The sequence below is a fragment of the Marinobacter alexandrii genome, from assembly GCA_039984955.1.
Lineage (GTDB): Bacteria > Bacteroidota > Bacteroidia > Cytophagales > Cyclobacteriaceae > Ekhidna.
Map to the genome: position 1 here is coordinate 2,054,423 of JBDWTN010000007.1, position 19,577 is coordinate 2,073,999.

The 19,577-nt window shown below is 36.7% G+C and carries 19 protein-coding genes; 11 read left to right on the top strand and 8 right to left on the bottom strand.

Features of this window, described 5'->3' with window-relative positions; translation table 11 throughout:
- Positions 1-26: 26 nt before the first annotated feature.
- A complete protein-coding gene (locus ABJQ32_15335; protein ID MEP5291024.1) occupies positions 27-788 on the bottom strand; it encodes an SDR family oxidoreductase in 762 nt (253 codons plus the stop codon).
- A 173-nt stretch (positions 789-961) separates the two neighbouring features.
- On the opposite strand from ABJQ32_15335, the gene ABJQ32_15340 reads away from it, so the two are divergent.
- Entirely contained in the window at positions 962-2,161 is a 1,200-nt protein-coding gene (locus ABJQ32_15340) for a hypothetical protein (protein MEP5291025.1), read from the top strand.
- A gap of 2 nt (positions 2,162-2,163) precedes the next feature.
- On the opposite strand, the gene ABJQ32_15345 is transcribed toward ABJQ32_15340, so the two are convergent.
- The gene (locus tag ABJQ32_15345) at positions 2,164-2,484 is read right to left on the bottom strand and encodes a Rieske 2Fe-2S domain-containing protein (GenBank protein MEP5291026.1); all 321 of its coding nucleotides are present in this window, start codon (positions 2,482-2,484) and stop codon (positions 2,164-2,166) included.
- Positions 2,485-2,499: 15 nt separating this feature from the next.
- Here ABJQ32_15345 and ABJQ32_15350 point away from each other — a divergent pair, with 15 nt between their 5' ends.
- The 5 genes from ABJQ32_15350 (at position 2,500) to ABJQ32_15370 (ending at position 6,759) form a co-directional block, all read left to right on the top strand.
- Positions 2,500-3,654, top strand: coding sequence for an aminotransferase class V-fold PLP-dependent enzyme (locus tag ABJQ32_15350; GenBank protein MEP5291027.1), 1,155 nt, complete (start codon positions 2,500-2,502; stop codon positions 3,652-3,654).
- A 36-nt stretch (positions 3,655-3,690) separates the two neighbouring features.
- Complete coding sequence (locus ABJQ32_15355; protein MEP5291028.1) at positions 3,691-3,819, top strand: hypothetical protein; 129 nt, start codon at positions 3,691-3,693, stop codon at positions 3,817-3,819.
- A 311-nt stretch (positions 3,820-4,130) separates the two neighbouring features.
- Positions 4,131-4,496: a hypothetical protein gene (locus tag ABJQ32_15360; GenBank protein MEP5291029.1), complete on the top strand. Its 366-nt coding sequence runs from the start codon at positions 4,131-4,133 to the stop codon at positions 4,494-4,496.
- Between the two features lie 817 nt (positions 4,497-5,313).
- On the top strand, positions 5,314-6,081 hold the full coding sequence (locus ABJQ32_15365; protein MEP5291030.1) for an ATP-binding protein: 768 nt from the start codon (positions 5,314-5,316) through the stop codon (positions 6,079-6,081).
- 9 nt (positions 6,082-6,090) lie between these two features.
- Entirely contained in the window at positions 6,091-6,759 is a 669-nt protein-coding gene (locus tag ABJQ32_15370; GenBank protein MEP5291031.1) for a response regulator transcription factor, read from the top strand.
- 367 nt (positions 6,760-7,126) lie between these two features.
- On the opposite strand, the gene ABJQ32_15375 is transcribed toward ABJQ32_15370, so the two are convergent.
- The 4 genes from ABJQ32_15375 to ABJQ32_15390 all read right to left on the bottom strand — a co-directional run bounded on the left by ABJQ32_15375 (position 7,127) and on the right by ABJQ32_15390 (position 12,779).
- Complete coding sequence (locus ABJQ32_15375) at positions 7,127-8,590, bottom strand: M28 family peptidase (GenBank protein ID MEP5291032.1); 1,464 nt, start codon at positions 8,588-8,590, stop codon at positions 7,127-7,129.
- 91 nt (positions 8,591-8,681) lie between these two features.
- A complete protein-coding gene (locus tag ABJQ32_15380; protein ID MEP5291033.1) occupies positions 8,682-9,857 on the bottom strand; it encodes an acetyl-CoA C-acyltransferase in 1,176 nt (391 codons plus the stop codon).
- A gap of 20 nt (positions 9,858-9,877) precedes the next feature.
- Positions 9,878-12,259, bottom strand: a complete 2,382-nt coding sequence (locus ABJQ32_15385) for a 3-hydroxyacyl-CoA dehydrogenase/enoyl-CoA hydratase family protein (GenBank protein MEP5291034.1) — start codon at positions 12,257-12,259, stop codon at positions 9,878-9,880.
- Positions 12,260-12,284: 25 nt separating this feature from the next.
- Entirely contained in the window at positions 12,285-12,779 is a 495-nt protein-coding gene (locus tag ABJQ32_15390) for a MarR family transcriptional regulator (GenBank protein ID MEP5291035.1), read from the bottom strand.
- Positions 12,780-12,872: 93 nt separating this feature from the next.
- On the opposite strand from ABJQ32_15390, the gene ABJQ32_15395 reads away from it, so the two are divergent.
- From ABJQ32_15395 to dcd, 4 genes are all read left to right on the top strand, one after another.
- Positions 12,873-13,430: a hypothetical protein gene (locus ABJQ32_15395; protein MEP5291036.1), complete on the top strand. Its 558-nt coding sequence runs from the start codon at positions 12,873-12,875 to the stop codon at positions 13,428-13,430.
- A 319-nt stretch (positions 13,431-13,749) separates the two neighbouring features.
- Positions 13,750-14,127, top strand: coding sequence for a hypothetical protein (locus tag ABJQ32_15400; GenBank protein MEP5291037.1), 378 nt, complete (start codon positions 13,750-13,752; stop codon positions 14,125-14,127).
- Positions 14,120-15,247 (top strand): hypothetical protein, encoded by a 1,128-nt coding sequence (locus tag ABJQ32_15405; GenBank protein MEP5291038.1) that lies wholly within the window; start codon positions 14,120-14,122, stop codon positions 15,245-15,247. Before ABJQ32_15400 ends, ABJQ32_15405 begins: the two co-directional genes overlap by 8 nt.
- Positions 15,228-15,830 (top strand): dCTP deaminase, encoded by a 603-nt coding sequence (gene dcd, locus ABJQ32_15410; GenBank protein ID MEP5291039.1) that lies wholly within the window; start codon positions 15,228-15,230, stop codon positions 15,828-15,830. The genes ABJQ32_15405 and dcd overlap by 20 nt, the downstream gene beginning before the upstream one ends.
- 29 nt (positions 15,831-15,859) lie before the next feature.
- Here the strand turns inward: dcd and ABJQ32_15415 are convergent, their stop codons facing one another.
- Positions 15,860-17,146, bottom strand: a complete 1,287-nt coding sequence (locus ABJQ32_15415) for a cystathionine gamma-synthase family protein (protein MEP5291040.1) — start codon at positions 17,144-17,146, stop codon at positions 15,860-15,862.
- A gap of 132 nt (positions 17,147-17,278) precedes the next feature.
- On the opposite strand from ABJQ32_15415, the gene ABJQ32_15420 reads away from it, so the two are divergent.
- Positions 17,279-17,749: an Lrp/AsnC family transcriptional regulator gene (locus tag ABJQ32_15420; protein ID MEP5291041.1), complete on the top strand. Its 471-nt coding sequence runs from the start codon at positions 17,279-17,281 to the stop codon at positions 17,747-17,749.
- Here the strand turns inward: ABJQ32_15420 and ABJQ32_15425 are convergent.
- Complete coding sequence (locus tag ABJQ32_15425) at positions 17,726-19,534, bottom strand: tetratricopeptide repeat protein (protein MEP5291042.1); 1,809 nt, start codon at positions 19,532-19,534, stop codon at positions 17,726-17,728. The genes ABJQ32_15420 and ABJQ32_15425 overlap by 24 nt on opposite strands.
- Positions 19,535-19,577 lie beyond the last annotated feature (43 nt).

Sequence of the window (19,577 nt, forward strand, 5' to 3'; positions counted from 1 at the left end):
GGTCTTCTAATTTAGGAATTAATTCATTAATGTAAATAGCTTCCGGCATTGACATCAAAAGTCGCTCCCGTAGCATGGTCCGCCATTCCACTTGCGATAAAAGTAACAAGCGGTGCAATATCTTTTGGCTCTGTTAGACGCTCCAGAGCTAAATCTCCTTTCGTGTGATCTTCCCCATATTGCTGCATGAATTCCTGAGACATGTCCGTCCTTACAAAGCCGGGAGCAATAACAAAGGCTTTTACACCCTCCTTTCCATAGGATCTGGCAATTGAGCGTGTGAGCGAAACCAATCCTGCCTTTGATGCTGCGTATGAGATATATTCGGCCTCTTCACCCCTAAAAGCAGCCCTTGAAGCAATATTAATAATCCTACCTGCCGCTTTTCTGCTAACAAAGTGTTGAACCGCTTTCTTACAAATGATCGCTGCTGAATTTAAGTTCACCATCATTGTCTCATTCCATGCTACCATCCAGTCGTCATCCTTAGCATCAATACTTGCTGGTTTAGCAATTCCAGCGTTATTTATCACTATTTCGACGCTACCCATTTCTAGACTTACCCGTTCAAATAGTTTTGCTGCTTCATCCGGTTTTGAAAAGTCCGCTTGAAAAGCCTTGGATTCGTTTCCTAGGATATGTGCCAAGTTTTCTGCTTCACGTACATTTTTATTATAATGAACAGCAATAGTGGCCCCCGCTTCTGCCAGCTTAGTTGCAAGTGCTTTTCCAATTCCTCGACTCGCTCCCGTAACCAGAATGTTAAGACCTGAAAGGTTGATATACATGATTAAAATCCTTATTTCAAGCGAAAAATTAGACAAATCCTTTTTGAAGTTGACTTATCTTAATGATAAAAGATGAAGGAACTTGTTTTACAGAGTGAAAACTTTGTTAATTTAGGCCATTCCAGCTTAGAGGTCACCACTTTAAACACACACTTGAACGTAATAATTTATTCATGGGCATTATAATCCCCCTACTGCTAATCACGTTTTGTTGCATTATTATTTGGAGAGCTGGAGATGGTTTCATGACTGCCTCAGAATATATAGGTAGAAATCTTTCTGATGGAGTAAGAGGAGCAACAATCAACGCCATTGCCAGCTCAATGCCGGAAGTATTCACTTCACTCTTTTTCCTTTTTGTTCTTTCTGATGCTGAAGGATTTTCTGGAGGTATTGGAACCACTGCTGGTAGTGCAATATTTAATGGAATGGTAATTCCTGCCGTAGCTGTACTTGCAGTTATTGGAATGAAAATGACCAAAAAGGTTCATGTATCCAGAAAAGTATTACTTCGAGATGGAATTGCGCTGATCATTGCAGAGCTTATTTTCCTCATACTAATTAGCGGATCTTCTTTGCATTGGTATCATGGAATGTTATTGATGTTAGTTTATGTGGTATACATCATCTACATGTTTGCTTCAATGAAAAAGTCTCAACGTGCGGCTTTACTTGAAACCGAAGAAGAGGCTGAGGAAAATGTTTTTGAAAGTAGTGAAGAACCGCAAGGTCCATTCTTCAAAGGGCTAGTAACCTTTGATCTGGAGCGTATTTTTATAGGTAATAATAAAATCAGTGGAATGAGAGCATGGTCCTTATTGCTGTTTTCAACTCTCTCTATTGCTATGGTGTGTTATTTTCTAGTGTTAGCTTGTGAATGGATTGGTGCAGATACATATTCTGTGGCCGGGTTAGGAGAATTTAATGGATTGAATATTCCTGTAATGTTCGTTGCACTGATTCTCGCTTCTGCAGCCTCTAGTTTTCCTGATACTATTATTTCAGTAAAAGATGCCAAAAGAGGACAATATGATGATGCTATATCAAATGCATTAGGTAGCAATATTTTTGATATCTGCTTCGCTCTAGGGCTTCCTCTTTTCATATTTACCATTATTAACGGGCCTATATATATGCCCCCTGAGCTTGTAGATCTCAGTAGTGAGCTACGTTTCTTATTATGGATACTCACCATTGTGGCCGTTGTAATTTTTACAACTGGAAGTTATTTTGGAAAGAGTAAATCTTATCTTCTATTGACAATGTACGTTCTTTTCGTTCTTTATATAGTGGGTAGAGGATCAGGAAACGAAATCGCACAAAGCATTGCCGATTTCCTTGTTTCTGTTGTGAAATTTTTCAGGATAGGATAAGATTAATCAACATCAATATACACTCCGTCGTTTGACTGAATGATAGGGTAGATTTTTAGTGGATTGCATCTACTTTCTGATTCTTCCCCTGTAGTCATATTGAATCTATATGTATGAAGAGGGCAGACAATTTCATTTAAGTGGTTAATGTTTCCTTGGTTCAGAGAAGCGCCCATGTGTGTACACAAATTCTGAAAGGCAAAGAGCTGGTCATTCTTCCTTACGATACAAATTTCCATATTCTTAACAAGGACTTGTCTTGGCTTACCTTCTTCTAATACCTGTTTTGCTTTATCTTCCGATTCAAAAAGTAGAAACTTCATTTTTCAATGATACACATGAAATGTCAACGTCAAAAATTTCAGCTTCAGCGTAAGCAAGCCTACTTCAACTGCGCTTACATGTCTCCGCTTTTGAAGAAAGTAGAAAAAGCGGGAATAGAAGGAATCAAAAAGAAACGAAAACCATTTCATATTTCACCTGACGATTTTTTTCATGAAGCTGATACACTAAGATTACTCTACAGCAAGCTCATCGATAATCCCGAGCCCGATAGAACAGTAATTATTCCTTCCGTTTCTTATGGTTTGGCCAATGTTGCAAATAACCTTCCCTTCAAGGATGGAGAAATTTTAGTTTGCGATGAACAGTTTCCTAGCAACATGTATCCATGGATGAAATTAGAGGAGCGAGGCTTTGAACTGAAAGTAATTACCCCTTCGGATAGCCCAAAAAGAGGTGAGAGTTGGAATGAAAAGATACTCGGTGCAATCAATGAAAAAACACGACTTGTTTCCATTGGACATATTCATTGGTCTGACGGAACACTATTCCAGCTTGAGCTAATACGAAAAAAGCTTGACGAATACGGTGGTCTCCTAGCGGTTGATGGCACTCAGTCAATCGGCGCGCTTCCATTTAGCATTTCCAAAATCAGACCGGACGCACTGATTTGTGCAGGCTATAAATGGTTAATGGGCCCATACTCAATCGGAATGGCGTATTACGGACCTGCTTTTGATAAGGGCACTCCCATCGAAGAGAATTGGATTAATCGGTCAAATAGTGATGATTTTACTCAACTAGTGAACTATCAGCCAAATTACCGTGATCAAGCTATCAGGTATGAAGTTGGCGAGCATAGCAATTTTATCCTTGTTCCCATGCTGAAACAAGCTATAAAGCAATTGCTGAAATGGGCGCCTGAAAACATACAATCCTACACACAAGAATTGCTACAGAATGCTATTCTGGAAATGAGAGATTTAGGTTTCAGAATTGAAGAGGAGGCGTATAGAAGTCACCACTTATTTGGTATTAGACTACCCAATTCAATCAAAATGGAATCTGTCCAGTCTGCCTTAAAAGGAAATCGTGTAAGTGTCAGCTTTCGTGGTGACGCGATACGTGTTGCGCCGAATGTGTATAATGATGAAATGGATGTAAGAAAATTGCTCAAAGCAATGAAAGAGCCTATCTTAGCCGTCAATTAGATACAAAAATATCTTTTAAACTAGAGTAGCTTAATAATGGAACTTACAAACCCAGCAGTAACAGAAGGAGTTAATATTTTCGTAAATATTGTCATATTCCTTGTCGCCTTTGCTCATGCACTTGCTTTCGTAAATGCTAGAAAAGAGAAGCAGAAAAAGAACTAATTTCTTAGTCTACCTCGTGATCTCTTCCGTGCTTGCTAACCATTTTGTTAGGAAGAATCATTGGGCAAATAATTGCTAGCACAAACAGTCCGATTATTATTCCGAGCATTGCCATTTTTCTAGTTGTTTAAAGTGGAAGGCAAATATATACGGTTCTTCCATTTTCGATCAAAATCTTTGCCTTCCTTTTCGTTTTCGACGAAATCGCTACCCATTTTAGGGTATTTTGATGCTGATTTCTAGTACAACTCTTTGATTAAAAGGATGCTAGCACTAGCATTGTCCTCAAACCAACTAAACCTTATTGAAACATGATAGAAAAAAAACGTAAAGACGTGAAAGTCATTGGCAGAAGGATGAAAAAAGCCAAAGCCAAAGATTGGGTTAAGAAGTATCAAAAGGAAAATCCTGATGCCACATTTGGTTGGCTTTATGGACGCGATATTATTGAAAGCTTATGCAGCAATAAATCCCTCGAGGGGATATGGTTTTTCAAAGGCATTAATGAAGATGGCAAAGAAAGACTTGTTTTGTTTCCAGCAGATAAAGAAGGAAATATTTTAGACACTAAAATGAAGTCTTTAGGTGCTGCAGTAACTAAAGACGGAGGCCTGGATGATAATCCAGCAGATGATGGCGACACTTGTCCACCTAAATGCCCCGAAGGGTTAGGTTAATTGGAAGAGTTTTATAATTGGCTCTTAAGTCTGAACAGATTTTCAGCATTAGCTGGATGTCTTTATTTCGTATATATAATGCGATCCTGGAAAAGTATATCCGGGATCGTTTTTTATATGCTTTTGTTTTCTTTTTTGGCCGATACATTCAACTTCTTTTTTATCCGATTTATTTATCCGAATAGTTTCATCATCGGGAATACCTGGTACATACTTAACTATTTTATCACTATACTACTATTCCTCAAAATCTTAGATCAATACAAAAAAGCCATATTCACCCTATTGGCTATCTTCTTGTTTGGATGTGTTCTATCATTCCTATTCTTATTTGACTTTACAGAATCAAATGTGTTTGTTCGGCTTTTTAGTAATGTTTCTTTTATATTCTTATCGCTATTGATCTATTTCAATTTGCTTAAAAAGCCAAACCTTCAGTTACGTTTAAACCCTGTTTTCTGGATTGCTACTTCACTTTTTATATACAATAGTCTCATTCTTTTACAAGGTATTTTTAATAACTATTTAATATTTGATCTAAAGATATCAGGTGAAGCTTACACGTGGATTTCAATCATTAAGCTCTTCGCCAATTCGTGCAAGAACTTTATTCTATTTTACGTTCTCATTTTAATTAGTAAGGGATATCAAGACTCTCTAAATCCTCGACAAATATCGTGATAGAAATTATCGTAAATATTGTAGTTTATGGATCGCTTCTAATTTTGGGAGGAGTCGTCTGGTTCCTTGTTAGCTATTCAAAAGCTTACCAGTCAAAAAAATCCTGATTCCTGATTTATATTTTAATTTACCTTCTGTGGAGGGACAAGTAATCTTACTCGTAATTGTTGGGACAATAGCAGTCATGCTAATGGCTTTTTCCGTTGTATTCTTTGTTCTTCTATACCGAAGAAAAATGCTTCAAAGTCAATTGGAGATGCAAGAAATAAAAACCAAGCATCAAGAAGAAATGCTCAACGCCACTTTGAGATCGCAGGAAGCAGAACGAAACCGCTTAGGAACTGAGCTTCACGATAGTGTGGGAGCTATGCTTTCTTCAATAAAATTGAATGTTGAGGTAGCTAAAAGAAAAGAAGGCCTAATATCTCTGGATCCTGTTTTAGGTCACCTGGATGAGACCATATCTCAAGTTAGAAGTATTTCACATCAGATGATGCCAATCATTTTGAAGAAATATGGACTAAAGCATGCGATTGAAGATCTTTTCGAAAAATTATTGTCAGAAAATTTGAAGGTTTCTATTAAGCAATGGGATGATCCTTCACTGACAGAACAGGACTCTCTTATGTTATTTAGGATAGTTCAAGAACTGCTCAATAATTCTATTAAACACTCCAGTGCTTCCGAAATTGATTTTTCAGTTTCTAAATCATCAGATACAATCAAAATAGAATATCGAGACAATGGAATTGGTTTCCCTCAAGATGTTTTAGAAAACAGTGATGGTATGGGGTTATTAAATATTAAAAATCGATCTCAGGTTATCCAGGCTAAGTGCTTTTTCAGCAACGATAAAGAAGGAGGAGCTAAAGTTAATTTGGTATTACCCACTTCGATTGGTTAATTTGAAGTAGTGAGCGAGAGAAATCAACCAGAGAAGCTAAATATTTTGGTCACTGATGACCATACTCTTTTTCGTCGAGGAACAATGATGCTACTTGAATCCTTTGATGAGGTAGGGGTAGTTGATGATGCAGAAAACGGAAAACAAGCAATCGAAAAACTTAGCGAAAATAATTTTGACTTGGTTCTTTTAGACCTGGAAATGCCAATAATGGACGGGTGGGAAACATCTAAAAAGATAGTATCGAAGTTTCCCGAAGTGAAGATCGTCATGATCTCGATGCACGATTCTCTTCAGATTATTTCCGACCTCATAGAAATTGGCGTTCATAGTTACTTGTTGAAGAATGCAGATCCAGATGAAGTCCACAAAGCAATCATTTCTGTCATAAATAATGACTTCTACTACAATCAACTGGTTTCAAAGGCACTTCACAAGAAAATACAAAAAGACGGATTAGATAAGGGTGTAGCTAGAAGAGCTGATATCAGTCCTAGAGAAATTGAGATACTCCAACTCATTTGTCAAGAACTTACCATGAGAGAAATCGGCGAGAAACTTTTTGTAAGTGAGCAGACTGTTCATACTCACCGTAAGAATCTAATGAAAAAAACAAAAGCTAAAAACGCTGTTGGCCTTGTAAAATTCGCTTTTCAAAACGGAATAGCCACCATTTAAGCACTACCCTTTTTTAGGTATTCTTCTACCTTTTTTAGGGTAAAAAACATAACCAAGACTAATTTAATATGTTGAAAATCAGAGTTTTATGTTTTACTCTGTTTTGATTTATGTTTTTCCAGAAATAAGATAGAGCTCCCTTTCGTAATTTCATATTGTCATTTATTTATAACAATAGATGATATGCTCTTAGGTTGATGGTTAATCTAGAAAATACTGGGGGTCCAAGGTTTTCGCTTAATCCTTTGGTTTACCAACTATCTCACTTACATAGTGGGCTCCCCGGTGTTTTCATTTAAGAATTTTTAGTAAAATCCACCACTAATTCCTCTAAATCAAAAAGGCCCTTATGGGCCTTTTCTATTTTTTACTTGTAAAGCTCTTTTCCCGCTTCATAGTATTTATCTCCTTTAATCCAGAATGGTGACTTCTTAGCATTACCAATCATACGACATGCATACACATAACTTCTAAAGAATTTTTCGAGATAAACATAATCTAGCGTATTTGGATTATCTCCAGCTTGATGATAGTATTTAGTTATCTCATCATCGAACGCAGTAAATCCCATACTAAATGTCGGTGCTGGAATTCCTTTTGCAGCAAACCTCACATTATCAGACCTGTCAAACAACCCTTGTTCTGGTGCAGGGTCTTCAATTGCATCCAGTCCAAAAGCCTCACAAGCCTCTATGATCATTTCCTCTGCAGTGGTTCTTGTTAAACCAATAATTGTTGCTTTAGAAGTATCATTATAGCCTCCATTATCAGAGTTAAAACAATAAACGATTTTACTCAAGTCTACTGGTGAATTATCAACAAAGGCTTTGCTTCCAAGTAGTCCTTTTTCTTCTCCAGTAAATAAAACAAACATAGCAGATCTTTTTGTTGGGGTTTTCGCAAAGTTTTGAGCGGCTGATAGCACCGTAACTGTACCCACAGCATTGTCTCTCGACCCATTATAAATGCTGTCACCATTTGCATCTGCTTGTCCTATTCCTACATGGTCATAGTGAGCTGAGTACACGATAATTTCGTCTTTCAACTTATTATCTGAACCTTCTACAAACCCAACAATATTCTGCGAGTTGAATTTTTCGATATTCGACCCTGAAATTGAAATAGATGCATTTTTTTCTCCTGAAGCATTAAAATCTTCTCCAGACCTGTTCATCCACAGGTGGGTCATTGTTTTTTCATCTTCTCCTCCTTCATCTAAAACAACTTGATCTCCAGAAAAATACCTTACAAGGAAGTTCCATGGAATCTGAGGTGAATTGTATAGCTCTACCAATGCGAGACCCCCAAGCTCAGATACCTTAGCTCGTTTTTCAGCTGACTGGCCAAACCATTCTTGTGGGCTATCACTTTCTCCATCTCCACAGATAGCAACAACGATCTTTCCCTCTATTTCCGTTTTTTCTAAATCCTCATCAGAGCCATAGTTCACAAAAACAAAATCTCCTGAAATATTCGAGTTATCTCCTTCCAGCATAAAAAAATCGTCCTGAAACTTATATTCAGAATTGCCCAAAATTAAAGTACCTGTATTGGCTGGGCTTACTTTTTTCATGGCCACTGGCTGAAAATAGCTCTCCATGCCAGGAGCCATTTGGACTCCATACTCAATGAAACGACTTTCAAGATATTTTGCAGCTACTTTTAATCCGCGAGAAGGAGTATCTCTTCCTTCCAACTCATCAGAGGCTAGAAAACCAATATGACTTTTTATAATATTTTGATCAACAGATTGTTCAGCCAGATCTTTATCCGTTTGGGAAAATGATAAGAGCGTACTGAGAATAAATGTAAGTGATAGAATTTTTTTCATCGTAGGTAAATTTTGAACAAGATAACTACAAATAAAAAAAGGACGGCCTTCACTCGAAAGACCGTCCTATTCATTTATCAATTAATTATTTCTAGTTGAGGAATTCATAGATTCCAGCAACTCCTTGGCCTCCTCCAACACAGGCTGTCACCATACCATATTTTCCGTTTCTTCTTCTCATCTCGTTGAAAAGCGAAATGGAAAGTTTTGCTCCTGTACATCCAAGTGGATGACCAAGTGCTATTGCTCCTCCATTCACATTCAATTTACTCGTATCTAAATCTAGCCCGCGAATAACACCGAGCGATTGAGCCGCAAAAGCCTCATTTAATTCGATTAGGTCTAGGTCATTTTGTTTAATTCCTGCTTGCTTAAGTGCTTTTGGTACGGCTTCAACAGGACCTATGCCCATTATTCTTGGATCAACACCAGCAGCGGTATAGCTCACCATGCGTGCAATAGGCTCAAGATTATGTTCTTTCACCATTTTCTCACTCATCACCATAACAAATGCTGCTCCATCTGAAGTGGGCGAGGAGTTTCCAGCCGTCACTTGCCCTCCTTGTTTAAAAGCAGGTCGAAGTTTTGCAAGTGTATCCATATTTGTTTCTTGCCTAACACACTCATCTGTATCTACGACAAATTCCTTTTTATGACGTTTTCCATCTTCACCAACGTAAGTCTCTTCTACCGTAATAGGAACAATTTCATCTTTAAATTTCCCGTCCTTAATCGCTTTTGCCGCTTTCTGATGAGATTCCATAGCAAATTGATTAGAATCTTCTGCCGAGATATCAAAATCATTGGCAACTTCCTCAGCAGTTAAACCCATGTTCAAATAATATTCTGGATGTTTCTCTGCTATTTTCCAGTTGAGCGCGGCTTTGTATCCCATCATCGGAACAAGAGACATTGATTCGGTTCCTCCTGCGATAATACAATCTGCTGTACCAGAATGTACTCTTGCACATGCCAAGTGGATCGCTTCTAATCCTGATCCACAGTATCTGTTGATAATCATTCCCGGAACAGAAATAGGTAAAGACAATAAGGAAATGTATCGTCCCATTTGAAGTCCTTGCTCTGCTTCTGGAATGGCATTGCCAACAATTAAATCATCCACTCGTGTGGCATCAAAATCTTTAACTGATCCAACCAGATGCTTGATAACATCTGCTGCTAAATCATCTGGGCGATAGAAGCGAAAGCCTCCTTTTTTGGCTCTGCCCACAGCCGATCTATATCCTGCTACTATATATGCGTTCATGTTTTTTCAATTTTTAATTATCAATTACGGAGTGGTTTACCCTTGAAAAGTATACTTTGAATTCTTTCTAATGTTTTCGGTTCTCCGCAAAGGCTTAAAAACGCTTCACGTTCTAGGTCCAGCAAGTATTGCTCTGAAACTTTCGTTGGAGCAGATAAATCTCCTCCTGCCATAATCCAAGCTAGTTTTTGCCCAATTTTTTGATCATGTTCAGAAATGTAGCTTCCATATTTCATTCCTCCTATGCCTGCATGAAACATCGCAAGCGCTGATTTACCTTGAACTTTGATATTATCTCTTTCTACAGGTTGGGTATAGCCTGCATCCGCAAGTGCTACTACTTTATCCTTGGCATCCGTCAATAACCTTTTCCTATTTAAAGTGATTTCATCACCTCCTTTCAAAATATGCATTTTTCTAGCTTCAGCAGCGGATGTCGCAACTTTAGCCGTAGCAATATTCATGAAATATTCTTGTAATGTATTTAACTCAGGGTCTCCTGGCGTATAATCATCTGCAGCGCGGAGTGTCATTTCCTTTGTTCCTCCTCCTCCAGGAATTAAGCCCACACCAACTTCTACCAAACCTACATACGATTCTGCATGTGCTTGGATAGCGTCACAGTGTAAGGAAAGTTCACAGCCTCCTCCAAGCACAAGGCCAGAAGTAGCTGCCACTACGGGAACACTCGAAAACCGAGCTTTGGTCATGGTATTTTGGAACGTACGAATCATCAAGTCTATTTCGTCAAATTCTTGATCAACTGCATACATAAATAACATAGCAAGATTTGCTCCTGCTGAAAAATTCTGTCCTTCATTTCCGATTACCACTCCTCGAAAATCTTTTTCCGCCATGGTAATGGCAGTGTTTATTCCCTCAATCACATCGGCATCTACAGAATTCATCTTAGTATGAAACTCAAGATTCAGCACACCATCTCCAATATCGTAAATGGTAGCGCCAGGCTTGTCCCATACTTTTTTGTTTGCTTTAAATGCATCCAAAAAGATCAGCCCTTCTGTTCCCGGAATTACTTTGTATGATTTTGATGGAATATCATAATAGTGCTTTTTTCCATTTTCAAAATTGTAGAAAGACTTGTGTCCAGCATCTAGCATTTCTTGTACCCAACTTGCTGGCTCCATTCCAGCTTCTTTCATTTTGGTAACTGTTTCTTCAACTCCAAGAACATCCCAAGATTCAAACGGGCCTAGCTCCCATGCAAACCCTGCTGCCACAGCCTGATCAATTCTATACAATTCATCTGCAATCTCAGGAATTCTATTCGTGCAATATTTGAAAAGATCGTAAAAGGTTTTTCTATAAAAGTCACCTGCTTTTCCTTCATCCTTTAAAAGAATCGGTAAACGCTCCCTAACATCTTCAATATTCTTAGTTGTATCCATCACATCGAACTTGGCCTTTGATTTTGGCTCATATTCAAGTGTTTTTAGATTTAACTCCAGAATTTCAGATTTTCCATCCTTTTTAACTTTCTTATAGAAACCTTGGCCCGTTTTATCACCTAGCCATTTATTCTCCGATAGAGATTTTACGACTTTAGGAAGTTTAAACTTCTCTCTAGACTCGTCTTTTTCGAGTGCAGCATAGAGATTATTTGAAACATTTACCAATGTATCAAGACCAACAAGATCTGATGTCCGAAAGGTTGCCGATTTAGCATGTCCAATAACTGGCCCTGTAAGTTTGTCAACTTCATTCACTGTTAATCCAAGTTCATCTACAACATGAATGGTGGACATCATGCCATAGACTCCAATTCGGTTAGCAATAAACGCTGGTGTGTCTTTGCAGAGCACTGTTTCTTTTCCTAGATATAGATCTCCGTAGTGCATGAAGAAATCAATAATCTCAGGATCTGTTTTAGTGGTAGGGATGATCTCCAATAGTCGAAGATATCTTGGAGGATTGAAGAAGTGAGTTCCGCAGAAATGCTTCTGAAAATCATCGCTTCTTCCGTCTAGCATAAGATGAATAGGAATGCCTGATGTATTTGAAGTAATAAGGGTTCCAGAAATTCGATGCTGTTCTACTTTCTCGAATAGAGATTTCTTGATATCTAAATTCTCTACAACTACTTCAATGATCCAATCAACTTCTTTGATTCGCTGTAAATCATCATCAAAATTTCCTGTCTCAATCAGACTCGCCTTAGACTTATCGTAGAGCGGAGAAGGGTTTGATTTAATAGCTGTTTGCAATGCATCGTTTACCAGTTTATTCCTAGCTGAAAGATTATCTGTGTCTTTCTCGGATAAATCCCGAGGAACGATATCAAGCAATATCACCTCTACGCCAATATTGGCGAAGTGACAGGCAATACGTGATCCCATTATTCCGGATCCAAGAACTGCTGCTTTCTTAATGGTTCGTTTCATTTATCTATTTTCTTTATTAATTAGCTTATTGATTCTGTAAAAGTCCGCTACTAGCAAACTCATTTGAGATTTCTTCCGCGATCTTATTGAAGAGAGATGGTTCATCAATGATTGCATTAATCTGTTGAACAACAGTGAAGAAATCATTAAGTCTTTCTTGTGGAATAAGTGTTTGAATTTTCGTGTTAAACTCCCTCACAGCTCTTCGAGATAATTCTCGCTTTTCCTGACCTAGATCTGAAAGAAAAATTCGAACTGAGCGACCATCGGTTGGATCTTTTTCGCGATAAACCCATCCCTTTTCTTCCATCGCTTTCAACATACGGGTCAAACTTCTTGACTCCATGCCTAATAAGGGAGCTATCTTAGTAGCAGGGGTTCCATTTTCTACATCTATGTTTAATAAAACAAAGCCAGTAGAAGCAGTCACATCATATTTCGCGCCGAATTGATTGTACATGCGAGAGATGCTGTGCCATAATCCCTTAATGTTATAGTCTACCGTTTCTTCTCTTTTCATCTTATTAATGCTCTAGTATTCAAATATAGCAAAATTTGTTATGCATGCATACTATTTTTCCTTCTGCCTGCTTTTCATCTTAGCTTTGACGATATGGAAGAAAAAGGTATCCCGAAAGAGTTCCATTCGTTTGAGACAAATGCTCCTTTTGAACAGTGCATTGAATGTGAGAAATATCTGCTTGATGATGATACTGAATACATTATTGAAAAGGCTGTCAAAAATTATGAAGGATATTCTGCTAAGGATATTGTCTTTGATTATGCAATTTGTATGGATTGTGCCGAAACCATGCGTAAAGAAATATCGAAAGAGTCATGGGAAAGTATGATGAGATACTTTCAGGAGAATATTGATATTCAATCCAGATTAGAAATGCATAATCAGTCACCAGAAGAGGGTCTCAAATCCTGCATGATTAAAAAGACTCAACTCAATGATTGCGGGGAATACCAAATTTATGCTCATTGTAAAGGCAACAAAATTAATATGGAAAACCCTCCTTACATGATTTCAGGAGAGGTAATGGAAGAGCTTCTGCCCCTTCTGTCTGATAAAACCATTGATGAAATGAATGGCTTTCTGGATAAGCATTTTTCACCAGATCCTTCTTTGATGGAGCCTACTCCACCTAGATTGATTTTGGTTTGAGAGTTTTTAGTTAAAAGTGTATCAATTCACATCAAGTCTCTGTAAAAGATAAATTTTACCTTTTTCATTGACGTAAGACTCGAATTCCTTTTTCTTAAACAATCTTTGAAACGTTGATAAGCTTCTTTCCTCCTCAGGTTCTACTACTTTTAGCTTTTCAACAAAGGCTTTAAGGTTTGTATCAAAAAACACAACTTTTCCTTCATAAATTGCTACATATATTTTTTTTAAACTACTATTCAATTTGAATATATAAGTAATATATGTTCAAAACGACCATATATTTGTATATTTGTTCAACGCTAAGTTAAGCAAAAGCTTGTACTATAGGGCTTGTGCGGAAAACCTCTTAATAGGAGCAATAGAATATAGTTTACAAAAAACCGTTATTAAAGGCATGCTATACTCCAAATCACATTCATCAGAAAGCTTTAGTTTATTTACCCTATTTATAAGCCAGTATTTGAATGGACAAGCTAAATACAAAGACATAATTGACAATGTGATTGTTGAAGCTCATTCGTTAGCAATCGGAGAAAAGCAAATCTTTCAAGTCGATAGAGATAAATTAAAAATCATAGTTCATCTAAAAAACGCTGATACGAAGTTTTTTCAAAGAATTGACCCTGATCAGTTAAAAATAGATGATTACAGAAAGTTAAAGACTCTTTTAAGCCAAGAATCGATAGATGCTTAAACTTCTAGAACTGCATTTTGCACAACTAGAAAAAGCATGGAGTAAATCTAAATTCAATGTCTATTCCGATCCTAAAAAAGGAGATTACCATAACCTTCTTGAAAGACTCTTTAACAAAATAAAAGTTGAAGATTTTACTTCTTTGGATGAAGAAGAGATTAGAGAGTTAAAAGTATTAATAGACTTTTTCTTTAAGAATTTAGAATATCTTAATTCAACGACTTTAAATAATATCCCATTTGAGATTATAAAATCTTTAGAAATCGTTCTAAGGAGTTGGGTTAAAGATTCTGAAAAATATATTATTGTTACTTCGCTACTAGATCAAATGGACTTTTATTTTGATCCAACATTATACACAGTACAGTATTATTATGATGTAATTAAAGAAAGATATAGTATTGATTTTGAAAATCGCTTAATACAAATATCTCTGCCTAAACTCTTATCAAATGATTACTTAGCTGCCTCCGTCCTGTATCACGAGTTGGGGCATTTTATTGATAAACATTTCCGAATCTCTGAAACGATAGTTTTAGAAATGGATGAAAATCCCAAAATCAAAGAACGTTTAATTAGCGAAGAATATATTCCAGATTTTATAGCAGATGAAAACGACTATCTTGAAAGCCACCTAATGGAATATTTTGCGGACATATTTGCTGCAACATACCTAGGTAACTCTTGTATTAAATACTTAGAGTTTTTAGACATTGAAAGATATAATGAAGTTTCCTATACTCATCCTTCAACATTGAACAGAAGTAAAATTGTTGACTCATATTTACAAAACGATAAAAATACACTCCTGGATCTAATAAATAAGTATACTAAGCTTATTACTGAGCAGGAATTTATACCTATAATAAATAATCTGAGTATTGATTCTTTTAATCATCTAATTCCTGAAGAGATTGATTCTGAAATCAATATTCACATGGTTTATGAAAAAATATGGGGTTTATGGTCAGGCGACTGGAATGAAATTTCAGAAAAAAACAACTTTCAATTCACGGTTGATCCAGTATTTAAATATGAAATCATCAACAATCTTACCGAGAAGACGATAAGTAACTATATTATATCATCAAATTGGAAAGATGTATCTAACAAGAAGTGACGTTTTAAAAAGGTATAATAAAGATCTGTTTATTCGGCCTTTATTAGAGGAGAGTCAAATAGGAGAAATCACAACAGATTTTCGTTTAGGGTATGATTTTCATATTTCTTCACAGGGAAGAAATTCAACGTTAAATGCTTCTCTTATCAACAATGAAAATCAATCAATTGATGATTCGTTTACTCAAACAAGGAGAAGACCGGGTGAGACCTTTGTTTTATATCCCAATCAAACAGTGCTCGCAATTAGTCTAGAGTATTTAAAACTTCCAAACGATATTTCATTGTTACTAGGATTAAGAAGCTCTTATTCAAGATTAGGATTACACTCTTCATCAATGTTTCAACCAGGATATGTTGGTTGCTTGTCGATTGAAATCACGAATGTGAACAAAATACCAATAAATGTAACTGTTGGCTCAAGGCTTTTCCAAGGTCGATTTGTTTCAATGAATGAAAAATCAAATTATTTTCACAAAAAAAGAAAGTATTCGTGCCAAACTAGACCTAAAGTTTCGGCTCTTCACGAAGATTCAGATTTAATTTTTCTGAAAAAATACTTTGACTCACTTCAGTCTAGTTAAAACAGAGTTTAATCTCAAGCGGGTTAAAATTAAACCAGAGTTGACCCCAATAAAGCACTTGAATTTTCCTTTGAAGAAACTTCAATTTCTGATAATGCTTCTTCAATATCCCAAACAAGATCTTTTGGATTTTCGACACCAACAGAAATTCGCACCAAGTTGTTAGTGATTCCGTACTTCAATTTTTCTTCTGGATCTACTCCCGCATGTGTCATTGATGCAGGGTGTTGTGCCAAAGACTCAGTACTTCCCAAGCTGACTGCCAATTTGATTAATTTCAGATTATTCAAAAACTGAAAGGATTCTTTTTCTCCGCCCTCGAGAATAAATGACAGCATCGCTCCAGCTGAAGAAAATTGTCTTTTGAAAATTTCGTGCTGTTTCGTTCCCTCCTTTAGAGCTCCTAGATAATGAATGGTTTTTACTTTTGGATGGTTGATTAATGCATTGAATACGTAAGCCGCATTTTCTGCCTGACGCTCCATTCGGATTTTTAGGGTTTCAAGGCTCCTTAACAACAGCCAGCCTGTCCAAGGTCCAGCCATATTTCCAAGAAAGGTTCTCATTCCCTTTACCTGAGCAATTAGCTCTTTACTGCCGAGGCATGCGCCAGCTATCACATCACTATGACCACCAATGTATTTCGTTGCTGAATATAAAACTAAATCCGCTCCATGCTCCAAAGGGTGCTGCCAGATAGGACCCATGTAGGTATTATCAACAGCAATTATCGGACGCTTGTTTTTAGTAAATTTCTCTGCAATTGATCTACATATCTGTAGATCTACAAGGTGGTTAGTCGGGTTAGCCGGGGTTTCAACATAGATCATTTTTAATGAATGACCACTATTAATAATTATCTGCTCAATTTCTTCTTGGGTCTGACCTGGATCAAAGCCTATCACATTTATACCAAATTTTGGAAGTACATGCTTCACGAAGTGGTCTGTTCCTCCATAAATTGGATTACTATGTAGTAATAGATCCCCTGGCTCTAAGAATTGAAGTAGCGCAGTAGTGATGGCTCCCATACCGCTTTCAAAGACTGCCGCCTCTTCCGCTTGATCCCAAAGACAAAGTCGATTTTCTAAGATTTCTAAATCTGGGTTGTTAAGCCGACTATAGATCAACCCTAACTCTTCTTCATCTTCCTTTTCTCTCAGTCCATAAGCTTGTTCAAAAAAAGCCTTCCCGTCTTCCGCACTTTCAAATACGAAAGTAGAAGTTTGAAAAATGGGCGGTTTGATCGCTCCTTCCGAAAGGGATGGTTTAAAACCATAAGACATCATCAAACTTTCTGGACTTAGATTTTTCATAAGGAATTCTTTAATCCGAAAATGAATGAAAAATCTAAAAAATAAAATATGAATAGAAAATATTACCTTTATTAAATAATTAACTATATGTTTTTTCTAAAAGATTAACATCTAATAGATTGAAATAGAAAAATGGATTTAATTGATAAGAAACTGGTTTCGCTTTTACAGGCAAATGGAAAGCTTACGATGAAAGAGTTGAGCAGTGAACTAGGCCTTAGCATTACGCCAATTTATGAACGATTACGTCGATTAGAGAGAAGTGGAATCATTGAGGGTTATCATGCTTCTGTAAATCACAAAAAAGCTGGTTTCGGTTTTGAAGTGTTTTCTTCGGTTACACTTGAATCGCACAAGGCGGAGTTTTTAAGAGAATTTGAAATCGAGATTTCAAAATTTTCAGAAGTAATGGAATGTTTTCATTTAGCTGGATCTTTTGATTTTCTTCTGAAGGTTTTAGTAAAAGACATGGAAGAATATGCCGAGTTTGTCAATAAAAAGCTAGCCAGGCTCAACAATATCAGATTAGTACAAAGTATGATGGTCTTAAAGAAAATTAAGAAAACTTCCGTATTACCTTTAATTGATAAAGTCTCCTCTTAGCCTACGGAATCTTTTCCGTGCTTCTGCAGCAAACATACTTCCTGGATAGTCAATAAGGAATTGTTGATAGTAAGTCTTCGCTTGTTCTATGTCTTCTAAATGCCGTTCAAAAATTTCTGCTTTTTTAAATGCTGCATCATCTGCAAGAATGTCATAAGAATACGAAGCTAAAATTTTATTGAGATAATCAATCGCATTTTCTGCGTTACCTGCTTCGAGTTCCAATTTTGATTTTAACCAAAAAACTTCGTCTGTGATTGAGTGATGCATATAATCGGTGAGCATCTGAGAAAGTCGTGCATTCGCTTCCGTTTTCTTATTTTGAAAAATTAGAAGTTCTATATCTGCAAATTCCTTCATTACCAAATCGGTGGTATCTAAAGCTGTATTATCAGTGATGAGCATTCCTAACGAAATTGCATCATTAGAAATTTCTCTAGTTGTATTTTTTTTCAGAATATCTAAATGTCCTTTAGCAAGAGAAAAATTTCCGGTGAAATAGTGCAGCCTCGCATTTCTCAATTTCGCATCATATCCTAACGGGTGACTTTTATACGTTTTCTCAACTTGTGAATAAAGTAAGGTGGCTTCCCAAGGCTCTCCTTTTAAGAGGTAAATATCCCCAAGATCCAGTTTACTCTGAGAAATCAGTTGTATTCCTGCTCGTGGATTAGTTACCAACTGATTTAGTAGCCCTGCAGCTATATTGATTTCATCTAAATAAAAGGCATGAAGTAGCGCTTTACTTCTTAAAGCATTAAACGAGGTTTGTGATGGATACAATTCATCATGTAATGATTGATACTGACTTGCAAGCTCACGTATTTCTTCATTTTTGATAGGATATGTATTTTTTATTTTTTGCTCCTTTGATTCCATCCAGAGTCTTTTAGCATACTGATAATTTCTTGAGCCAGCGTATTGACTCGCCACATATTCAAAAATCTCTTCTGCATCTTCATATGCTTCATTTTCAAGAGCGATCCGACCAATATCCATAGAGCGATCACCTGGTTTTTCATTTCGCTTATCAATTGCACGTGCTTGAACAAAAGCTCCGTAAAAATTTTTCCTTTGCAATTCAACCCAAAGAAGAAGCTCTGCAAACTTCGTGTCTTCCGGATTTTCTTGCATTTTCCTAATCAATGTGTTTTCCAACTCATCTAGCTCCTCTTCTTCTTGTATAAAACTTTGCAATAAGTTTTTAATATAGCTCAAGCGATTTGGACTATCAGATGCATAGTTAAGATACTCTTCAATCATTGAAGGTTTGTCATCTACCATACGATAGATAGAAGCAAGTTCTAGTGCATGTACTGTTGGGTTGTCTCTAACTTTCCTTGAATCCTTGAGAAATAAGATTGCTTCACTGTATAACTGTTCGTTGGCCAGATACTGTGCCAGAATACTTAATTGGAAAGGATTAGAACCAGAAATCTTCCTTAAGTTTTTGATATAGTTATCTAATTTGTCTAGTTGATCAGACTCTTGATAAATTCCCGCCAATTGAGCTTGAAATTGCATATTGGCGGGAAAAGATCGAATCGATTTTTTAAGAAAATTTTCTGCTTGTTCATATCCTCCTATTGTTTTTAGCAGCGTGAGGTAATTACCAGCGATCAATTGAACGTTGTAAGGATTCTCCGCAAGCTCATCGTAAAGTGATTTGGCTTTTTCCGTATCACCTTGTTGATAGTATTCATTGGCTAAACGTATTTGATCTTGATTTTGGGCAAAGATCAAATTGAAAGGGAAAACGATGAATAAAAGAAATTTTTTGTACATATCAATTAGCTACTTATATACATACCTATATTATATATATATA